The 18,529-nt window shown below is 71.0% G+C and carries 16 protein-coding genes and 3 pseudogenes; 13 read left to right on the top strand and 6 right to left on the bottom strand.

What is annotated here, in order from left to right; all coding sequences use genetic code 11:
- Window positions 1–77 precede the first annotated feature (77 nt).
- Window positions 78–1,604, bottom strand: coding sequence for a peptide MFS transporter (locus tag OG393_RS32335; RefSeq protein ID WP_327378252.1), 1,527 nt, complete (start codon window positions 1,602–1,604; stop codon window positions 78–80).
- A 10-nt stretch (window positions 1,605–1,614) separates the two neighbouring features.
- Window positions 1,615–2,355 carry a 3-oxoacyl-ACP reductase FabG gene (gene fabG, locus OG393_RS32340; RefSeq protein WP_327378253.1) on the bottom strand — a complete coding sequence of 247 codons (741 nt, stop codon included), beginning with the start codon at window positions 2,353–2,355 and terminating at the stop codon, window positions 1,615–1,617.
- 109 nt (window positions 2,356–2,464) lie between these two features.
- Here fabG and OG393_RS32345 point away from each other — a divergent pair, with 109 nt between their 5' ends.
- The gene (locus tag OG393_RS32345; protein WP_327378254.1) at window positions 2,465–4,852 is read left to right on the top strand and encodes a multicopper oxidase family protein; all 2,388 of its coding nucleotides are present in this window, start codon (window positions 2,465–2,467) and stop codon (window positions 4,850–4,852) included.
- Here OG393_RS32345 and OG393_RS32350 read toward each other — a convergent pair.
- Window positions 4,813–5,841, bottom strand: a complete 1,029-nt coding sequence (locus tag OG393_RS32350; RefSeq protein ID WP_327378255.1) for an acyltransferase domain-containing protein — start codon at window positions 5,839–5,841, stop codon at window positions 4,813–4,815. The two genes, OG393_RS32345 and OG393_RS32350, sit on opposite strands and share 40 nt — an antisense overlap.
- A gap of 97 nt (window positions 5,842–5,938) precedes the next feature.
- Between OG393_RS32350 and OG393_RS32355 the strand changes: the two genes are divergently transcribed.
- The 3 genes from OG393_RS32355 (at window position 5,939) to OG393_RS32365 (ending at window position 8,481) form a co-directional block, all read left to right on the top strand.
- Window positions 5,939–7,555 carry an acyl-CoA carboxylase subunit beta gene (locus tag OG393_RS32355; protein ID WP_327378256.1) on the top strand — a complete coding sequence of 539 codons (1,617 nt, stop codon included), beginning with the start codon at window positions 5,939–5,941 and terminating at the stop codon, window positions 7,553–7,555.
- Window positions 7,552–7,773, top strand: a complete 222-nt coding sequence (locus tag OG393_RS32360) for an acyl-CoA carboxylase epsilon subunit (RefSeq protein ID WP_327378257.1) — start codon at window positions 7,552–7,554, stop codon at window positions 7,771–7,773. Before OG393_RS32355 ends, OG393_RS32360 begins: the two co-directional genes overlap by 4 nt.
- A 516-nt stretch (window positions 7,774–8,289) precedes the next feature.
- Window positions 8,290–8,481, top strand: a complete 192-nt coding sequence (locus tag OG393_RS32365; protein ID WP_327378258.1) for a transposase — start codon at window positions 8,290–8,292, stop codon at window positions 8,479–8,481.
- A 101-nt stretch (window positions 8,482–8,582) separates the two neighbouring features.
- On the opposite strand, the gene OG393_RS32370 is transcribed toward OG393_RS32365, so the two are convergent.
- Window positions 8,583–8,888, bottom strand: coding sequence for a hypothetical protein (locus tag OG393_RS32370; protein WP_327378259.1), 306 nt, complete (start codon window positions 8,886–8,888; stop codon window positions 8,583–8,585).
- Between the two features lie 230 nt (window positions 8,889–9,118).
- Here OG393_RS32370 and OG393_RS32375 point away from each other — a divergent pair, with 230 nt between their 5' ends.
- The 3 genes and pseudogenes from OG393_RS32375 to OG393_RS32385 all read left to right on the top strand — a co-directional run bounded on the left by OG393_RS32375 (window position 9,119) and on the right by OG393_RS32385 (window position 12,392).
- Window positions 9,119–10,105 carry a S41 family peptidase gene (locus OG393_RS32375; RefSeq protein WP_327378260.1) on the top strand — a complete coding sequence of 329 codons (987 nt, stop codon included), beginning with the start codon at window positions 9,119–9,121 and terminating at the stop codon, window positions 10,103–10,105.
- Between the two features lie 173 nt (window positions 10,106–10,278).
- A pseudogene (locus OG393_RS32380) lies at window positions 10,279–11,483 on the top strand (IS256 family transposase).
- Window positions 11,484–11,987: 504 nt separating this feature from the next.
- Window positions 11,988–12,392 carry a hypothetical protein gene (locus OG393_RS32385; protein ID WP_327378261.1) on the top strand — a complete coding sequence of 135 codons (405 nt, stop codon included), beginning with the start codon at window positions 11,988–11,990 and terminating at the stop codon, window positions 12,390–12,392.
- A gap of 73 nt (window positions 12,393–12,465) precedes the next feature.
- Here the strand turns inward: OG393_RS32385 and OG393_RS32390 are convergent, their stop codons facing one another.
- Window positions 12,466–12,702, bottom strand: coding sequence for a hypothetical protein (locus OG393_RS32390; protein ID WP_327378262.1), 237 nt, complete (start codon window positions 12,700–12,702; stop codon window positions 12,466–12,468).
- A gap of 80 nt (window positions 12,703–12,782) precedes the next feature.
- On the opposite strand from OG393_RS32390, the gene OG393_RS32395 reads away from it, so the two are divergent.
- The 6 genes and pseudogenes from OG393_RS32395 (at window position 12,783) to OG393_RS32420 (ending at window position 16,817) form a co-directional block, all read left to right on the top strand.
- Window positions 12,783–13,235 (top strand): hypothetical protein, encoded by a 453-nt coding sequence (locus tag OG393_RS32395; protein WP_327378263.1) that lies wholly within the window; start codon window positions 12,783–12,785, stop codon window positions 13,233–13,235.
- Window positions 13,236–13,333: 98 nt separating this feature from the next.
- Window positions 13,334–13,663 (top strand): annotated as a pseudogene (locus OG393_RS32400) (transposase); the annotation flags it as partial.
- 33 nt (window positions 13,664–13,696) lie between these two features.
- Window positions 13,697–13,849: a helix-turn-helix transcriptional regulator gene (locus OG393_RS32405; RefSeq protein ID WP_327378619.1), complete on the top strand. Its 153-nt coding sequence runs from the start codon at window positions 13,697–13,699 to the stop codon at window positions 13,847–13,849.
- Window positions 13,850–13,948: 99 nt separating this feature from the next.
- Window positions 13,949–14,278 (top strand): helix-turn-helix domain-containing protein, encoded by a 330-nt coding sequence (locus OG393_RS32410; protein WP_327378264.1) that lies wholly within the window; start codon window positions 13,949–13,951, stop codon window positions 14,276–14,278.
- 1,135 nt (window positions 14,279–15,413) lie between these two features.
- Window positions 15,414–15,800: a hypothetical protein gene (locus OG393_RS32415; RefSeq protein WP_327378265.1), complete on the top strand. Its 387-nt coding sequence runs from the start codon at window positions 15,414–15,416 to the stop codon at window positions 15,798–15,800.
- Window positions 15,801–16,059: 259 nt separating this feature from the next.
- Window positions 16,060–16,817: pseudogene (locus tag OG393_RS32420) on the top strand (transposase family protein).
- A 181-nt stretch (window positions 16,818–16,998) separates the two neighbouring features.
- On the opposite strand, the gene OG393_RS32425 reads toward OG393_RS32420, so the two are convergent.
- Window positions 16,999–17,466, bottom strand: a complete 468-nt coding sequence (locus OG393_RS32425) for a hypothetical protein (RefSeq protein ID WP_327378266.1) — start codon at window positions 17,464–17,466, stop codon at window positions 16,999–17,001.
- Window positions 17,467–18,529: the final 1,063 nt, after the last annotated feature.

Consider the following 18,529-nt stretch of genomic DNA (forward strand, 5'->3'; position numbering starts at 1 on the left):
GTGGCCGTGAGCGGTGCGGCCTGCCGAGAGAGATGATTCAGGCGGCGGCTTGAGACGGTGTCCAGCCCAACTCGACGTCATATTCGAGCCGTTCCGGGTCCGGAAGCGAGTGGCGCGGCGCCCGGCCCGCGCCGGTCCTCGCGCGGCAGCAGTACGGCCGTCACGGCGGCCACGACGGCGAAACCCGCCAGGTAGCTCCACAGCGGCAGCACCCCCACCAGCCGGGAGAGCTGGCCGCCCAGGCCCGCGCCCAGCGCGGCCCCGAGGTAGAACAGGCCCATCATCCGGCCGCGGTGGCCCTCCGGCGCGGTCTCCGCCGTGGTGCTCAGACCCACCGGCCCGAAGACCAGCTCGCCGCAGGCCACCCAGAGGAACGCGGTCAGCAGCCAGACCGGGGAGACCGGCCCGTCGTCGGCCGCCAGCCAGGCCCCGGTGGCGAGCACCGAGAAGCCGACCGCCGCGAATCCCAGGCCCACCGCGAACTTCCGCCCCCCGTCCGTACGCGCGCCCATCCGCAGCCACAGCCAGGCGAACCCCGGGGCGAGCAGCAGCAGGAACAGGGGGTGAGCCGACTGGAACCAGCTCGCCGGCACCAGGAAGCCGCCGATCCCGCGGTCGGTGTGTTCCCGGGCGAACAGGCTGAACACCGAACCGAGCTGCCCGAACATCGCCCAGAACAGCACCGACGGCACGAACACCCGCAGATAGCCGCGGACCCGTACCCGCTCGGCGGTCCCGAGCTCACCGCCCCGCAGCAGCCGCCGGAAGTACCAGACGGGAGCGATCAGCGAGCCCAGGCCGCACAGCGCGAGGACCGGGTGCAGCGCCGCCCCGCCGACCGCCAGCGCCCCGGCGGCGAGCAGGACCGCGAGGGCCAGTCCGGCCCAGGCCCCGCGCACCAGCCGGCGCATCGCCTCGGGCGGCAGCGGGCGGCTGGGGCCGGTCCGGGCGCCGCGCAGGCTCGGCGCGCCGTGCAGGTACTGCAGCACGCCGATGACCATGCCGACGGCCGCCGCCCCGAAGCCCAGGTGCCAGGCCACCCGCTCCCCGAGCGCACCGGTGACCAGCGGCCCGAGCAGGGCGCTCACCTGGACGCTCATGTAGAAGAGGGAGAACGCCGCCTGCCGTTGCGCGCTCGAGGCCCCCGGGTTCATCTGGTCGAAGATCACCGGAAGGTTCGGCTTCAGCATCCCGGTGCCGCAGGCCACCAGCATCAGCCCGCAGTAGAAGGAGGTCTGCGCGGGTACCGCCATGCAGGCGTGCCCGGCCGCGATCACCAGTGCGCCGCTCAGCATCGCCCGGTGCGTACCGAGCACTCGGTCGCCCAGCCAGCCACCGGGCATCGCCGCCAGGAAGGAGGCCGAGACGTACAGGCCGAAGAGGGCGCCCGCGGTGCCGTCCGACAGGCCGAGGCCGCCCTCCGACCGGGGCGCGGTCGCGTACAGGAAGAGCAGTGCCTGCATGCCGTAGAAGCTGAACCGCTCCCACATGTCGGTCAGGAACAGCGTGCTGAACCAGCGTTCGCGGAACATCGCCCGCAGCGGCCGCTCCGGACCGTCGGGCGGCCGCTCCGGGGCGTCGGCGGCGGTGCCGTGTGCGCTCATGGCCGTCCCCTCACAGCGCTATGCCGCCGTCGATCTGGACGACCTGCCCGGTGATGTAGTCGGCGGCGTCGGACAGCAGGAAGGCGACCAGTTCGGCCACGGACCCGGCGCTGCCGAAGCGGCCCATGGCCACCTTCCCCAGCGCCGCCTCCCGGGCCTTGGGCGACATCCCGTCGAGCATGTCCGTCTCGATGAACCCCGGCGCCACGGCGTTGACCCGCACCCCGTAGGGGGCGACCTCCTTGGCCAGCGCACGGGTGAGCCCGTTCAGACCGGCCTTGGCGGTGGCGTAGTTCGTCTGTCCCGGATTGCCGTACACCCCGATCACCGACGAGACGTTCACGATCGCGCCCGCCCTGCGGGTGATCAGCCCGCGCACCACCGCGCGGGTCGTGTGGAACGCGCCGTCCAGGCTGGTGCCGACCACCGTGTGCCAGTCCAGGGCCGACATCAGTGCCATCGGGCGGTCCTTCAGGACCCCGGCCGAGTTGACCACGGCGTACGGCGCGCCCAGCTTCTCCTCCACCTCCGTGACGAAGGCGGCGACCGCCTCCTGGTCGGTGACGTCGCAGACCACGTGGTGCACCGCCGCTCCCTCCTCGGCGACCAGACGGGCCGTCTCCAGGGCCGCCTCGTCCGCCGAGCGGGAGCAGAACCCGATGTCGTGGCCCGCCTGTGCGAGCCGGACCGCGACGGCCCGGCCGATGCCCCGCGAGCCGCCGGTCACCAGCGCAACGCGCCTTTCGGTCATCTTCACGTTCCCTTCGCGCAGCCGCGGCCGGGGCGGCTGCCGCGGCCGGCGGCGAGCATCGTCCAGTGGCCTCGAGGCAGACTCGAATGCCTCCCGCCACGCTGGCCGCATGGTGGAGAACCTCTTCGAACAGAACCTGTTGTGGGCCGTGCTGGCCGCGGTCTTCTGGGGCTTCGCGGCCCGCGGCGCCCGGACCCTGGCGACCCGGCGCACCACGCGCTCGCTCCGGCGCCGTGCGCGTCTCGGTCTCGTGCTGGTGTCCGTGTGCCTGCTGCTCCTCGCCCTGCGGGTGGGCCTCGCCGTCGCGCTGGGCGGTGCGGCCGAGTGGCGGGCCGCCGCCGACTTCCTCCTGTTCGCGGCCGTGCCGCTGACCCTCGCGGGCAGCGCCGTGGCGGCGTTGGCACTGCCCGCGTACCTGCGCGTCGTCCGCCTGGCGGTCCGGCCGGGACCCGCGCCGGCGGCCGCCGGGCGCGGGCCGCTCACGGACGCCGCGGGCGCGCGGCCGGTGCCGGTCGCGGCCGGCCGGGAGGCGGCGTCGGCCACGGCCGGGGCGTCCCCGCCCGCTGCCGGACCGTCGGTGCCGCCTGTGGCCGGCCGCGAACCCGGACCGGCCGCCGGCGGGCCGGCCGCGCCCGCCGCGTTGCGGCAGGCCGCCGCCGACCCCCGGCTGGTCGTGCCGGTACGGGCCTGCTTCGCCGTGACCGTCGTCACCGGCGCGCTCACCCTCCACCCGCCCGCCCCCTCGTGGACCGGCCCGTTCCTCCTCGAACTCGCCCTGCTCGCCGTGGTGGCGGGCGCGCTGCTCCTCTTCCAGCAGCGACGCCGCACCGACCTCGCCGCCCCCGGCTGGAAGCGGCCGTCCTGGCCACGCCGGGCGGTGCGCCCGACCGCGCTGCTCGGCGCGGTCGTCCTGCTGTGCACCGCGGGTGGCGCCGTGATGCAGCGGGAGAGCCGGCTGCCCGCCACCCTCGCCCACCACCAGCACCGCTACGACACCGGCGGCGGCCCGGACGCCGGCCGGGCCCCCGCCCGGGACCTCACCACCCTCGCCGGGCCGCGCGACGAACGCCCGGCCCAGCGGATCACGCTCACCGCCACGAGCCGCACCATGACCCTGACCTCCGGCGAGAAGGTGCACGCCCTCGCCTTCAACGGCTCGCTGCCCGGACCCGAACTACACCTGGTACGCGGCGAGCTGACCGAGGTCGTGCTGGTCAACGAGAACGTCGATGACGGTGTCACGCTGCACTGGCACGGCGTCGACGTCCCGAACGCCGAGGACGGCGTCGCGGGCGTCACCCAGGACGCCGTCAGACCCGGCGGGCGGCACGTCTACCGGATCCGTCCGACCCGCGCCGGCACCTTCTGGTACCACTCCCACCAGCAGTCCAGCACCGTCGTCGTCCGCGGCCTGTTCGGCGCGCTCGTCGTCGAGGAGCCCGGCGCCCGGCCCGCGGGTGTCGACCGCACGGTCGTCGCCCACGCCTGGCCCGTCGCCGACACCGACACCGACGGCGGGGAGCGGACGGCGGGCGGACCGCCCCGGGGCTCCGGTGGCGCGCTCAGCGGCCGGAACGGCCTCGGCGGCCTGCTGCGCACGGCGTTCGGCGACGACACGCGTCGCCGGACCGAGCGGGTCGCCGCGGGCACGCCGGTGCGGCTGCGCCTGGTCAACGCCGACAACTGTCCCCGAACCTACTCGCTGGCCGGTACCCCGTTCCGGGTCGCCGCGATCGACGGCAACGAGGTGAACCGCCCCACCGAACTCACCGGCCGCCAGGTGCGCGTCGCCGGCGGCGGCCGGATCGACCTCGCCTTCGTACAGCCCGCCGCACCGGTGCACCTGACCGTCGTCGGCGACGCCAACGCCTCCGCGGGCAGCCACGGCTTCGAGGGCTGCGGCGAGGACGGCGCCTACGGGGCCGGCCGCGTCGAGACCGCCTCACTGCTGCTTGTCCCGCCCGGGGTTCCCGCCACCGAAGCCCCGGCCGCGGACGGGCCGCTGTTCGACCCGCTGCACTACGGCACGCCCGCCGCGGCGCCGTTCGGCCCCGACACCCGCTACGACCGGGAGTTCCACCTCGTCCTCGGCAACAGCGTCGGCTTCTTCGACGGTCGCCCGATGATGCTGTGGACCATCAACAACGCGGTCTACCCGGACATCCCGGCCCTGCTGGTGGCCGAGGGCGACACGGTGCGCACCACCTTCGTCAACCGCAGCCTCGACGACCATCCGATGCACCTGCACGGGCATCGCATCCTGGTGCTCTCCCGCGACGGCGAGCGGGCCACCGGCAGCCCCTGGTGGACCGACACCCTCAACGTCGCGCCCGGCGAGCGCTACGAGGTCGCCTTCCGGGCCGACAACCCCGGGGTCTGGATGGACCACTGCCACAACCTCGACCACGCCCGCGACGGCATGGTGCTGCACCTCGCCTACGACGGGGTGACCAGCCCCTACCGGGCCGGCAGGTCGACGGGCAACGTGCCCGAGTGACCGCCGGCGTCCGCCGTACCGAGCAGCCGGTCCCGCGCCGCGCGCACGCTCCGCCGGTCCTCCTCGGGCCCCGCGGCCCGGGCGGGCAGCGTCGGCAGGACCACGCTGCGGCCCGCGCGCACCGCTTCGTGCGCGCGGGCCAGCACCGTCAGGCTCTGTGACGGGCCGGCCTCCACAAGGACCCGGTCCCGGTCGGCGAGGAGCCGGTCCAGGGTCGCCCAGAACAGCACCGGAGCGGTCGGCTGCCCGGCCCAGAACTCCGCGGACACCGCCTCCGCCGGGTCCAGCGGCCCGGTGGTGTACGCCGAGTGCAGCGGCGTCCGGGGAGCGCGTAGCCGCATCGTGCGCAGCAGCTCCGCCGTCGGCGCGACGAGCGGCGCGAGCGCGGGGCTGTGGTACGGGGTGCGCGAGGCCAGCTTCCGGAAGGTACGCCCGTCCGCCGCCAGGCGCCGCGCGACCGCTTCCAGCGGTGTGTCCGGCCCGGACAGCACCGTGTGCCGGGGCGCGTTCACCGCGGCCACCACCACGCCGGAACCGAGGTAGCCCGCCAGCTCCGGCGGGGCGGCGGCGACCGCGAGCATCCCGCCGCGCGGGGTGCCGCGCTGCAGCCGTACCCGTTCCCACAGCAGCCGCACCGCGTCCGGCAGTGGGAACACCCCCGCCAGCACGGCGGCCGCGAACTCCCCCATGCTGTGGCCGAGATAGGCGTCCGGGCGCACCCCCCAGCTCTCCACCAGCCGTCCCATGGCGTAGTCGACCGCGAAGAGCAGCGGGGCGGAGCGGGCGTCGGCCTCCATCGACACCGCCGGGTGCGTCGCCAGCCAGTCCGCGCGGGCGTCCGCGCCCTCCGGACCGAGCAGGGCGAGCACCTCGTCCAGTGCCGCGGTGAAGACCGGCTCGCGCCGGTAGAGCCCGGCCGCCATCCGGGCGTGCTGCGCGCCGGTCCCGGGGAACATCAGGACGACGGATCGGCGGTGAGGAAGAGTCATGCCGCCCAGCGTGGTCCGCACCGATCGAGCCGTTCTCCAGTGCCCCGTGGAGAAGCGTTCGAGCCCGCCTTGAGCAGGGCGGCGCATCCTGCACCGCATGACCGTTGTCGAGGAAACGCCCCCGAGACCAGGGAACACCACCGGCGCCGTGACCTCCGCGGACGGCTGTCTGCGCGACCGGGCGGCGGAGCTCGCCGTCCTGCACGAACGGGTGCGCCGGGGTCCCGGTGAACGGGCCACCGAAGCACAGCACGCCAAGGGGAAACTGACCGCGCGCGAGCGCATCGCCCTGCTCTTCGACGAGGGAACCTTCTCCGAGATCGAGGAACTGCGCCGGCACCGGGCGACCGGTTTCGGCCTGGAGGACCGCCGCCCGCACACCGACGGCGTCGTCACCGGCTGGGGCAAGGTGCACGGCCGCACCGTGTTCGCCTACGCCCACGACTTCCGGATCTTCGGCGGCGCCCTCGGCGAGGCGCACGCCCAGAAGATCCACAAAGTGATGGACCTGGCCGAGGCCGCCGGCGCGCCGATCGTCGGTCTGTGCGACGGCGCCGGCGCCCGCATCCAGGAGGGCGTCACCGCCCTCGCCGGCTACGGCGGCATCTTCACCCGCAACGTGCGCAACTCCGGGGTGATCCCGCAGATCAGCGTGATCCTGGGGCCGTGCGCCGGCGGCGCCGCCTACTCGCCCGCGCTCACCGACTTCGTGTTCATGGTGCGCGGCACGGCCCAGATGTTCATCACCGGACCCGACGTGGTGCAGGCCGTCACCGGCGAGGTCATCACCCACGACGCGCTGGGCGGCGCCGACGCCCACGCCCAGGTCTCCGGTGTCGCGCACTTCGCCTGCGACGACGAGGAGTCCTGCCTGGAGGACGTGCGCCACCTGCTGTCGATGCTGCCGGCGAACAACCGCGAGCTGCCGCCGGAACTGCCCTGCGACGATCTGCCGGACCGGCGCGCCGAGGCGCTGCTGGACCTGGTGCCGGCCGAGCCGGGGCGCGCCTACGACATGCGTGCGGTGATCGAGGAGATCGTCGACGACGGCGACTTCCTGGAGATCCAGGAGGGCTGGGCGACGAACATCGTGTGTGCCCTGGCCCGGCTCGACGGCCGGGTGGTGGGCGTGGTGGCCAACCAGCCGTCCGCGTTCGCCGGGGTCCTGGACATCCACGCCTCGGAGAAGGCGGCCCGGTTCGTGCAGACCTGCGACGCCTTCAACATCCCGCTGGTCACCCTGGTCGACGTGCCGGGCTTCCTGCCGGGCGTCGACCAGGAGCACGGCGGCATCATCCGGCACGGCGCCAAGCTGCTGTACGCGTACTGCAACGCGACCGTGCCGCGGGTGCAGCTGATCCTGCGCAAGGCGTACGGAGGCGCCTACATCGTGATGGACTCGCGCTCCATCGGCACGGACGTCTCGCTGGCCTGGCCGAGCAACGAGATCGCGGTGATGGGCGCGGAGGGCGCGGCGAACGTGGTCTTCCGGCGCGAGATCGCGGCGGCGGCCGACCCGGAGACGACCCGGGCCCGGCTGGTGAAGGAGTACCGAACCGAGCTCATGCACCCGTACTACGCGGCCGAGCGCGGCCTGGTCGACAGCGTCATCGACCCGGCCGACAGCCGGGCCCGGCTGATCGACGCGCTGGCCATGCTGCGGGCCAAGCACGCGCCGCTGCCGAGCCGCAAGCACGGGAACCAGCCGCAGTGAGCGGGGACGTGATCCGGGTGCTGCGGGGGGCACCGACGCCGGAGGAACTGGCCGCCTGCGTGCTCGTCCTCCAGACGCTGGTCGCCCGGCGGGGCGGCGCGGGACCGGGCGACGGCGGCGGTCCGTCCGCGGCGGGCTGGCCCCGGGCGGCCGAGCCGCTCGCCGTTCCCGCGCCGTCCTGGTCGTCCCGGCGGCCGCCTGCCTGGCGGGGCGCGTGAGGGCGGAACCTCGGCGTCGGGGAGGCCCTCAGGGGCTTTCCCCAAGGCCGGGTGGTTAGCGTTTTCGCAGGTTACGCCAGGGGGGGGGGCCGTTTCCTGTGTGACTGACGCGTAGCGTCCCGTACGGACCCTCTTGATCATTCCTTTCTCGGTCCAGCGGGCGAGTTGTCGGTGGGCGGCGGTGAGGGTGACGTCGCCGAGGCGTTCGGCGATCTCCCTTGAGCGCCGGAGCGGTTCGGGTTCTGCCTGCAGGATGGCCAGGAGGCGTGTCATGCGGTTGCTGGTCTGGCCGGGGCCGGCGTACTGGGGGATCGTGGTCGTGGGCCGTGCGGGCTCCGGTGCCGGCGGCGGCAGGAGAGTGATCACCGTCGAGGTCACGGCCTTGCTGGCGTCGGGGCGGCCGTCCCGTTTCCTTTCCGCGTAGCGGGAGATGGGGGACTTCACCTTGTGAGGCCCCCTGTGACCTGGACGGCCTGATACTGGGACGGATGGTCCCGGAGGAAGTAGTCACAGGTAGTGAGCCGGAAGAGCAACACGAGTAAGCGGTACACGGCCGAGTTCAAGCGGGACGCGGTCGCGCCGGCGCTGCCGTCGGACAAGACCGTCACCGAGGTTGCCCGGGACCTGGGCGTGAGCCCGGAGGGCCTGCGGAACTGGGTCAAGCAGGCGAAGAGGTGCGCCACGAACGCGGGAGGCCGCAATGGGTAGTTGAGCGGCTGAACGCGATGCTCTGCGAGTGATGAAGGAAGGCCCTTCGGAGCCGCCCCGCAGGGCAGGGTCATTGCGTGAAGTGATCTTGTCCGGGTTCGTCAGGTGAGGCCGAGGGTGGTCAGGGGGCGACGGTAGTCGCGGGCGGCCTGGCGGAGGGCGGCGGCCATGTTGGTCTGGCCGTTCTGGTGGTGGACGCCGACGGCGAGGTTTCGCAGGGAGGGCATGGTGCGGGGCAGGTGGCCGGTGCGGATCTTGGAGTCGTCCTCGCGGAAGGTCCGGTCACGGACGTGGTGCAGGAGGTTTTCGATGCCCCAGTGCCTTCTGGTCCAGGAGGCGAGTTCGGTGCGGTCGCGGGAGGGAGAACGTCTGGTGTCCGGTGCCCCTGAACCTCGACCATCTGCCACTGAAGTTTGACCAGAGACCGCCGGTGCCACCGCGGGCGCGACTACCGTCTTGTGCGGGCGGTTCTTGAAGGTTGGCCTCGCGCCACCTGATTGATCTATAAATGCCTGGAGCGGGGCGCGGGTGGTCCTGCGGCAAAGATCTCTAGCGGGTGGGATCGATCGGGCGTGCGTCACCACTATCAGATCAGGAACGTGCCATGAGAGTGCCGACAAGAGGCCGGATATCCGGTTTGACCAAGGCTGCACTCATTTGCGCCGCACTGGCGGTGGCGGGATGCACCGCCGAAGGTGATGTCGAGACGGTAAGCGGGATGACGCCGAAGGCAAGCGCCTACCTGACTTCCGCGCTGGATGTGATGGAGAAGCACTCCCTCGTCACAGCAGACGTGGACTGGCCGAAGGTCCGTCGGAACGCCGTTGCTCGTGCCCGGAAAGCGCAGACACCTGCCGAGACCTATGGAGCGATCCGGCAGGCGCTGAGAGACCTAGACGACCGGCACAGCACCTTTTTCGACCCCCAGGAAGCGTCCCAAGCCCTGAATGCGCCGGCTGACGACCTGATGCTCCCCGAAGGCCGCCACCTCGCGGGCGCCATCGGCTATCTGACGCTCCCACCAGTCCCGTCCGACCGTGTTGCAGCCCCGTACGTCCGCGCGGCACGTTCGACCGTCAGCGCGCTCGACGAACAGGGCACCTGCGGCTGGGTCATCGACATGCGGAGCAACAGTGGCGGAGACATGTGGGGGCCGCTCGCCGCCGTGGGGCCTATCCTCGGCGACGGGACGGTCGGCGAAGCTGTCTACGCGGACGGCGAGAAGGCTCCATGGGTGATCGAGAACGGCACCCCCCGCCAGTACATTGACGAATGGGGCTCCACTCCGTCTCTCGCACGGCCGATGCCGCCGGTGGCCGTGCTGACCAGCCGGAGGACTGCGAGCGCCGCGGAGGCAGTCACCATCGCGTTCCAAGGTCGGCCCAACACCCGCACGTTCGGGCAGCCGACCGCCGGTGTCCCTACCGCGAACGCCCCGTACCAGCTCTCCGACGGCGCGCTGGTCATCCTGACCGTGGCCCGCGAGGCTGACCGGAATGGGTACCTTTACAACGGTCCCATCGCCCCCGACGTGAATGTCCCGATTACGCACGGACACGACCAAGTGTTGACGACGGCCACGGACTGGCTCAGAACTCAAGACGGCTGCCGCAAGGCTCCGTGACTACCGGGTGCTGGGCCTTGACCCCGGCTTCAGCGCCAGGTGAGGGAGTGTTCAATGATCGGCGGATCCGATGATCAAGGAGACGCCAGATGAGCGACACGACCATCGAGCAGATACCGGGCAGCGAGCCGACGGCGGGGGCCGTGGCGGCGAGTGACGAGCAGTTGGTTGCGATGCTGGTGGATCGGGCCCGGTCGGAGGGTCTGCAGCTGACTGGGGAGGGTGGGCTGCTGCAGCAGCTGACCAAGCGGGTGCTGGAGTCCGCCCTGGAGGGCGAGATCACCGATCACCTCGGATACGAGAAGCATGACGCCGAAGGTCGGGGCAGTGGCAACAGCCGCAACGGGACGCGGGCGAAGACGGTGCTGACCGATGTCGGCCCGGTCGAGGTCAAGGTCCCCCGGGACGTGGCGGGCACGTTCGAGCCGGCCATCGTCAAGAAGCGGCAGCGGCGCCTGTCCGGGGTGGACGAGATGGTGCTGTCGCTGTCCGCGAAGGGACTGACGCACGGTGAGATCTCCGCGCACCTGGCCGAGGTCTACGGGGCGAGCGTGTCCAAGGCGACCATCTCCACGATCACCGACAGGGTGATGGACGGGATGGCGGAATGGTCCAACCGCCCCCTGGACCGCGTCTATCCGGTGCTGTTCGTGGATGCGATCAACGTGAAGATCCGGGATGGTCAGGTGGCGAACCGTCCGATCTACGTCGTCATGGCCGTGACCGCCGAGGGACACCGCGACATCCTGGGGATCTGGGCCGGTGACGGTGGCGAGGGCGCGAAGTACTGGCTGAGCGTGTTCACGGACCTGAAGAACAGGGGCTTGATGATGTCCTGATGCTGGTCTGCGACGGGCTGAAGGGCCTGCCCGAGGCGGTGGAGGCCGTCTGGCCTCGAACGATTGTGCAGACCTGTGTCGTTCATCTGCTGCGGAACTCCTTCCGGCACGCGGCCCGACAGGACTGGGACAAGATCGCCAAGGCGTTGAAGCCCGTCTACACGGCGCCGAACGAAGCCGCCGCGACCGAGCGGTTCGGCGAGTTCCAGGAAGCCTGGGGCAAGAAGTACCCGGCGGTCATCCGGCTCTGGGAGAACGCCTGGGCCGAGTTCGTGCCCTTCCTCTCCTTCGACGTCGAGATCCGCAAGGTCATCTGCTCGACGAACGCGATCGAGTCCGTCAACGCCCGCATCCGCAAGGCCGTACGTGCCCGCGGCCATTTCCCCAGCGAGGCCGCGGCCATGAAGTGCGTCTACATGGCCCTCATGTCGCTGGACCCGACCGGCAAGGGCCGCAAGCGGTGGACCATGCGCTGGAAGGCGCCCCTGAACGCCTTCCAGATCGCCTTCGAAGGCCGGCTCACCCCGGCCGCCAACTGACCCCTACAAAAACTGGATCAGCCGTCTACTGGACACACCCGACCCACGGCTACTCGATCTGGCCACGGTCAGACCGCGGACAAGGGGGGCCGTGCACGCTGCTCCTTCGCCCCGACTACCCCGGCTGGGGCAGCGAAGGAGACCAGACGATGACGAGCACTCACCCGAGGGCCGGGCAGCGGCACCGCTCGGGCCGATCCTCCTGGAAGGCCGGCCCGCGTTGGGCAAGCCCAAGGGGCCTCCCTGGGTGCCCCCTTTGGAGGGCCCTTGGGAACTCCCTTTGGTGCCCGGCACCCGAGGCCGGAGGAAAACCCCCCTTGTCAGGGCCGCAATCGGCGCGAAAACTGCGCCGTCACAACCCTCTTCTCTCCTCTACATGTCCGTGGTGGAGGAGAGCATCGGGTTCCGGGGGGCCCGGACGCCCTCCCAGGCCGGGCGCGGCCAGCGCCCGCAGCGGCGCCGGTCGGCCGGCGGCCGGTCGCGAGCAACGAGGGAGCAGAGCTGGTGGCGGGGAAGCGGAAGACCAACCCGGCGGGGTCGACGAACAACTACCGCGGCGACGTGCTGCGCGTGCTCGGAGCGCTGAAGGTCGCGACAACGGATCAGATCCAGCGGATCGGCGCTCCGCACCTGACGTTCCGGCACGCCGACAAGGAGACCCCGTCGAAGCAGAAGCAGGCCCGTACCGCCTCGCACACGGCCGCGCTCTCCGACCAGCGGGGGCACGGCCTGTCCGAGAACGGCGGCTCCACCGAGACCGGCGAGACCCTGCGCAACCTGACCCCCAGGGGGCCTGCAGGCCGCCTCCTACGAGCTGAACCGGCCGGCGGGGGAGAGAGATGGGCTCCACCGCGCGCGGCGCGGGCTCGTCAGGGGCCTCCGACCCGATGGCCGTCAACGAGACGGTGATCGCGATGCTGCGCCCGAAGCCGAACATGGCCAGGCTCACCGTCGACCCGCCGCACGTCCAGGCCGCCGTCGACTATCCGGACGGCATCGGCACGATCGCCTCGCTCTGGACCGAGGTCCCGCTCCCGGCGACCGGCACGTGGAACGCGCCCGGCAAGGGCGGCGCCCAGGCCGACATCGTGCTCACCGCCCCGCAGGACGAGGTGCCGCTGCTGTTCATCGAGGTCGACAACTGCCACGAGACCGCCGAGGAACTCGCCGACAAGCTGGAGAAGTACGCCCGCTTCTTCAACCGGAAGGTGAAGGACACCGACGGCCGCGAGCGCCCGATGTGGCGTACGCGCTGGACGGTCCCCGAGGGCCGGTACGGCGATACGCCGCATCCGCCACGTGCTGCTGGTGTTCAACCGCGTCGGCGAGCGCAACCCCAACCACACCGTCCCGCGCCTGCAAGAGCTGACCCGCCACCTGTGGCAGGGGGAGCGGCAGCGCGGCGGTCACCACTTCTACGACGGGAAGATCCCGATCATCGCGACCGGGCTGAATCAACTGTGCCAGCATGGTCCGGCCGGCCCGGTGTTCTTCCGCTTCGGACGCGACCATCCGCAGCCGCTCCTGGAGGCGATCGGCAACCCGCGCCGCGAGGCCGCCGACATCCGCGAGCAAGAGGAGGACCAAGCCCGGGCGGCGCAGTACCAGGCGCAGGTGTGGCGGGCAGCCCAGGAGCCGGCCGCGAAGCAGGCAGCCGAGCGCGAGGCCCGCCGTCCCTTCTGCACCGGCTGCGGGACGCCCGGCTGCGACCGGCCGGGGACGCGGTCCACGCCGCGGTCCTCACCGCGCTGAAGAGCCTCGCCCGGCGCGTCAAGGAACTCACCGCCGAACATCAGGCCCTGACCCGGGCCCTGGACAGTGAGGTCACCGCCAACAACTCCGGGCTGCGGGCCGCCTACGGCGTCGGTCCCGACACCGCTGCCCAGCTGCAGGTCACGGCCGGAGGCAATCCCGAACGCCTGCGGACCGAGGCGTCCTTCGCCGCCCTCTGCGGAGTCGCCCCCGTTCCCGCCTCCAGCGGCCGCACGAACCGGCACCGCCTCTCACGAGGCGGCGACCGGGCAGCCAACGCCGCCCTCTACCGCATCGCCCTGGTCCGCATGTCCAGCGATCCCCGCACCCGCGACTACGTGGCACGGTAGACCGCCGCCGGCCGAACCAAGAAGGAGATCATCCGACTGTTGAAGCGGGCCATCGCCCGGGAGATCTTCCGCTGCCTGACCACCACGGTCACCGTCCCGGGCATCGCCGACCTGCGTCCCTTGAGGCAGTCGAAGAACATCACCCTCACTGCGGCGGCCCGCCACTGCGGCGTCTGGCCCGCCACGATCTCCACCCTCGAACGCGGACTCCGCCGAGACAACGACCTCGCCAACACCTACCGCGACTGGCTCACCGCCGCTTGACAGCCAATAGGAGCATCAGCGGCGGCCAGTTGGGTCATCTCGGAGCAGGCGGCGGTGAGCCGTGCCAGGAGATCGTGATGTTCGGCCTTTGCCCGCCGGGTGGGTGTATCCAACAGCGCGGGCTCGCTGTGGTTCATCAAGGCTGGACGCATGCTCCTGCCGGACAAGCTCATCGACGACCGCTACCTCACGCAGGACGACCGCATTGCGATCGCCGAAGGACTGCTTGCCGGCCGTACTCCCGGGCCGATCAGCCAGGAGATCGGCAAGCACCGCTCCACCGTCTACCGGGAGCTTCGCCCCCCCGACATCGGCTTCACGGCCGCCGCGAACACGACGGTCGCGACGGCGGTGGCATGTACGGCAAGAGCGCGGCGGACGCCGTTCCCGCCGCGTTCCGGGAGCCGGGGGCTCCCCGGGGTCGTCTGACGCAGTGCGGCCCGGAGTCGGCCGATCCGCCGCCTCCGGGCCATGTCAGTGGAGAGGCGCGACCTGTGCCGCACGCATGGATGGTTGACCGCGCGAGGGTGTCGGCAAGGCGAGGTGCCGACGCCGATCTGAGTGGCCGTCAGTGGCAGGCGCACTCCAGAGAGATCAATTGTGTATATGATGATATATTAAGAGATATGTCGGGGTAGGGAATTCTCTGCGGATGAGGCGGTGTGCGCTTGTCCTGCCGCCCCGGGGCCTCGTACCGCCGCTGGGACCATTCCTCAGGAGAAAGGCCCTCGTTGTGACGTGTAGTGACCCGGAAACCTGGCCGCGGGTCAGGCGCAGGTGGCCCAGCCCCCGCCGCGCGAAGACTCCGCCCGTACCGGTCGTCCCGGAACCCCTCGTGTGCTCACGTGCCACGCCCGCGTGGGAGAACCGCCGGAACGGCCGGCGTATCGGGGTGACAGCAACAGTGTGCGCTGTTCTCGTCGGCGCGGCGGCGCTGCCCGCCACCGCCTATTCCGCGGCCGCTCCACCCCCTTCCGGCAGGCAGGTGGCCCCGTCCGGAACCTACACGTTCGACTACACCGGGACGCCCCAGACCCTGGCGGGCGTCCCTGCCGGAGCCATCGTCACCGTTACCGCAGACGGAGCCGGTGGCGGCTCGTGCTTCGCCGGTACGGGCGGCACGGGAGCCCGGGTCACGACGACGCTACGGACCGCGTCAGTCACCACGTACACCATCAGGGTCGGTGGAACCGGTCAGCGATGCATCTTCGGCCCGGAGGGCGGCTTCAACGGTGGCGGGAGCAGTGGAGGCGGGAGCGGTGGCCCGCGAGGCTCGAGTGGAGGCGGCGCCTCCAGCGTCACTGCCGGCACGACCCTCCAGGTTGTTGCGGGCGGGGGCGGCGGGAGCGGCGGGGGGAGTGGCAGCGGCCGTGCGGGCGGGAGCGGCGGACAGCCGGACGGTGGGGCCGGAGGCGCCGGAACCGGCGAGGCCCCCGGCTCGGGCGGTGGCGGCGGTCTGACCAGCACCGGTGCCCCCGGCCCGGGGGGAGCCGGGGCGGGTGTCCAGGAGAACTGCACCAGCTTTTCCGGGGACGCTGGGACCGGTTTCGACGCGGCGACCGGCGTGGTCGGCACGGGCGGGCGCGGCGGTGACCTCGCGGGCGGATGCGCCGGAGGTGGCGGTGGAGGCGGCGGTGGAGGCGGCTACTTCGGCGGTGGCGGCGGCGGAGGAGGAGGGGACGACACGGGCGGCGGCGGTGGCGGGGGCAGCAGCTTCAGCAGCGGGACGGACACCAGCTACGGCCTGTCGACCGTCGGCACCCCGAGCAGCAACGGTCAGGTGACCGTCACCGTCACGGCCTTCCCCAGCCTGACGATCGCCAACGAGCACACCGGCCACTTCACCCATGGCAGGAACGGCGCCTACACCCTCACCGTCACGAACATCGGCAGCGCCCCCGACACCGCCGCCGACCCCACCACGATCAGGTGCGGGCGGGGCGGACTGTGAACCGTTCCGGGTTTGGTAGAGATCTCAGAGGGCATTTGATCTAGACGTATTGCCCTGTATGCCCTAATAGGTTCCTCGCCAGGTTGGTGTGGTCTCGTCCGTTATGCGCTTGGCGAGGTTGTCGATCGAGGCGATGTGGATCATTGAGCCTTTTCCAAGCTGGTTTCGTTGACCGCGAGCTGGACAGTCCTGCGCAACGACGAAGCTCCTGGTAGACGGGTTCTCGACCAAGATCACCCGTGTCTGCCAGGAGCTTCGCGTGCTTGTCTATCCGTCTTCGATCGATCTGTCCAGCCGCACCTTGCGGTTCCTGACCGGGCGGCTGACCGCCAGACGGCAGGAGATCGGCACGCGGTGGCGGCGGCTTCCCGCCTCGCGACAGGCTCTGCTGGCCCTGGCCCACCTGCGGTGCGGTGACACCTACGCCCAACTCGCGGCCGGTTTCGGCATCGGGATCGCGACCGCCTTCCGCTACATACGCGAGGCCGTCGACATCCTGGCCGCTCTGGCCCCGTCCCTGGCCGAGGCGATGAGGACGATCCGGACGAAGGCGTTCGTCATCCTCGACGGCACACTCTGCCGCCGATCGACCGCATCGCCGCTGACACCCCCTACTACTCGGGGAAGCACAAGCGCCATGGCATGAACGTCCAGGTCCTCACCGACCCGTTCGGACGGTTGCTCTGGGCCTCGCCGGCGCTGCCCGGATCGACTCACGACCTCACCGCCGCACGACAGCACGGCATCATCGAAGCCCTCACCGAAGCAGGACTCAAATGCTGGGCCGACAAGGCGTATCAAGGCGCCGGCGGACCCGTCCGGGTACCGTTTCGCGGCCGTCGCCTCAAGCGATGGAAGCGCCGCCACAACACCACCCATGCCAAGATCCGCTGCCTCGGCGAGCAGGCCATGGCCACCCTCAAGGGCTGGCGCCTCCTGCGGAAGCTCCGCTGCAGCACCAACCGCATCACCGACGTGGTGAAGGCCGTCCTCGTCCTTCACCACGCATCAGCGTGAGGTTGGAAAACGCTCAGTACCGCCAGCCGACCTACCAGCTCACAGCCATATACGGGACAGCCCTTACCAGGAGCTTCGTCGTTGCGCAGGACTGTCCAGCTCGCGGTCAACGAAACCAGCTTGGAAAAGGCTCATTCTCGAAAAGCCGTCTTCTGGTCAACCTGGTGTTCTCGGAGCTGAATCACACCGATTTCCTTTTCCTCTTCCCACCCCGCACCAGCAGGCTTCGCCATCGGCCCGTTCTTGTATGCGACAGGCTCCCCGAGGGTGACGGCAGGGGGTAGCGATCCCTGCCCCCGTGGGCCGGCAGTTCGTCCTCGCAGTCACACGCCGCTACAGCCTTCCACCCTCCACGCCGCAGTGTCTCCAGCACGTCCGTGACCGCGGCCACCACCGCACCGGACTCCACTCCCGCGGGCGCTTCGCACTCCAGCACGGTCGACCACTCGAGGAACTCGAAAGGGTGCGCCTTCCTGCCCGTGGAGTAGTCATTGCAGACGCTGCTCACCCGCAGCGGCCCCACCACCAGGCCGTGGCCCTCCTCTTCGGGGCCGAGACGCTCCTTCAGCCAGGCGATGACCGTCGAGCTGTCTGCGGCATCCACATAGATCGAGCAGTCCTCGTACGAAACTCCGGCGTTCTCCGTCACCGACACCCACCCCTCTCCAGCCCGTCATCAGCACACTGCGGACGGTCCGCCCTACCGCTCAGCCCCCGTTCTTGTTCAGCTGTTCTTCACCAGCCGTGCTCCCCAGGCCCTATGACGTCGTGTCCGATCTGCTGGGCGAGGTGCTGCGCCCGTTCGTCCTCCCCGGGCCGGACGTGGACGTACACGGTGTTGCCCGGGGCTGGCTCGTGGTTGGCGTCGGTCCTGAAGCACGCTTGTACTCCGGTCCGCGCATGCTCCGGACCGGCTGAGTTCGGGCACAGCCGGCCAACTGAGTGCCATCCACGCGATCTGTCCCCACCCTGCCTGACGCAGCACCTCCGGCGCTCTGTCCAGCAGATCACCCTCTACCGGCTCCTCGACCGAGAGCATCATCGGCAGCAGACGAGCCAGCACCGCGGCGTTATCCGGAAGGTCGACCCCACGGAAGTGCTCGCCGCCTCCCGAGAACCAGCCCTGCGGGAACACCTCGCGGGACCTCACGACGTCCTCGACCCGAAGCAACTCGGCATCGAGGTCGACACTCGCCCCCTCCCACAGCTCCCCACATCAGACCAGAGACACGGACACGGCGATTACCGCCGCTACATCCCCGTCCTCGCTCCGGTAGACCGGATATGCCCTCGCATTACCCACAGAGATCCCCTACCTTCCACACAGGGCACCAAACGGGGTATCCCTATCTTCTACCAACTGTACATGCTGCATCACTCTGAAACAGCTCCCGCAAACCCAAGCCGGCACCACCCTCCAGCCAGCCAGGCCCGCGACAGCAGGCCCAGACGGTCCTGGAGGCGTAGCCGGAAGGGCCGTTGAGGCGGGGGAGCGCAGCGGACCCGCCAGCTTGGGCAGAGCGAAGCGAAGCCCCAAGCGTAGGACGAAGTCCTATCCGCTTCGGAAGCACAGCGGACGAAGCCTCACTTCCCCTGCGAAGCAGGGGAAGTGAGCGGGCCGCGTAGCGGCCCACCAGAGCTCCCGCGGAGCGGGAGCGCAACACCCGCGCGCAGCGCGGGTGTTCGCTTGCACATCGCGCAGCGATGTGGTA

The organism is Streptomyces sp. NBC_01216 (assembly GCF_035994945.1).
GTDB lineage: Bacteria > Actinomycetota > Actinomycetes > Streptomycetales > Streptomycetaceae > Streptomyces.

Excerpts from the sequence above, each read along its gene's own strand:
- OG393_RS32335 (WP_327378252.1), bottom strand. The coding sequence starts at position 1,604 with ATGAGCGCACACGGCACCGCCGCCGACGCCCCGGAGCGGCCGCCCGAC.
- fabG (WP_327378253.1), bottom strand. The coding sequence starts at position 2,355 with ATGACCGAAAGGCGCGTTGCGCTGGTGACCGGCGGCTCGCGGGGCATC.
- OG393_RS32345 (WP_327378254.1), top strand. The coding sequence starts at position 2,465 with ATGGTGGAGAACCTCTTCGAACAGAACCTGTTGTGGGCCGTGCTGGCC.
- OG393_RS32350 (WP_327378255.1), bottom strand. The coding sequence starts at position 5,841 with ATGACTCTTCCTCACCGCCGATCCGTCGTCCTGATGTTCCCCGGGACC.
- OG393_RS32355 (WP_327378256.1), top strand. The coding sequence starts at position 5,939 with ATGACCGTTGTCGAGGAAACGCCCCCGAGACCAGGGAACACCACCGGC.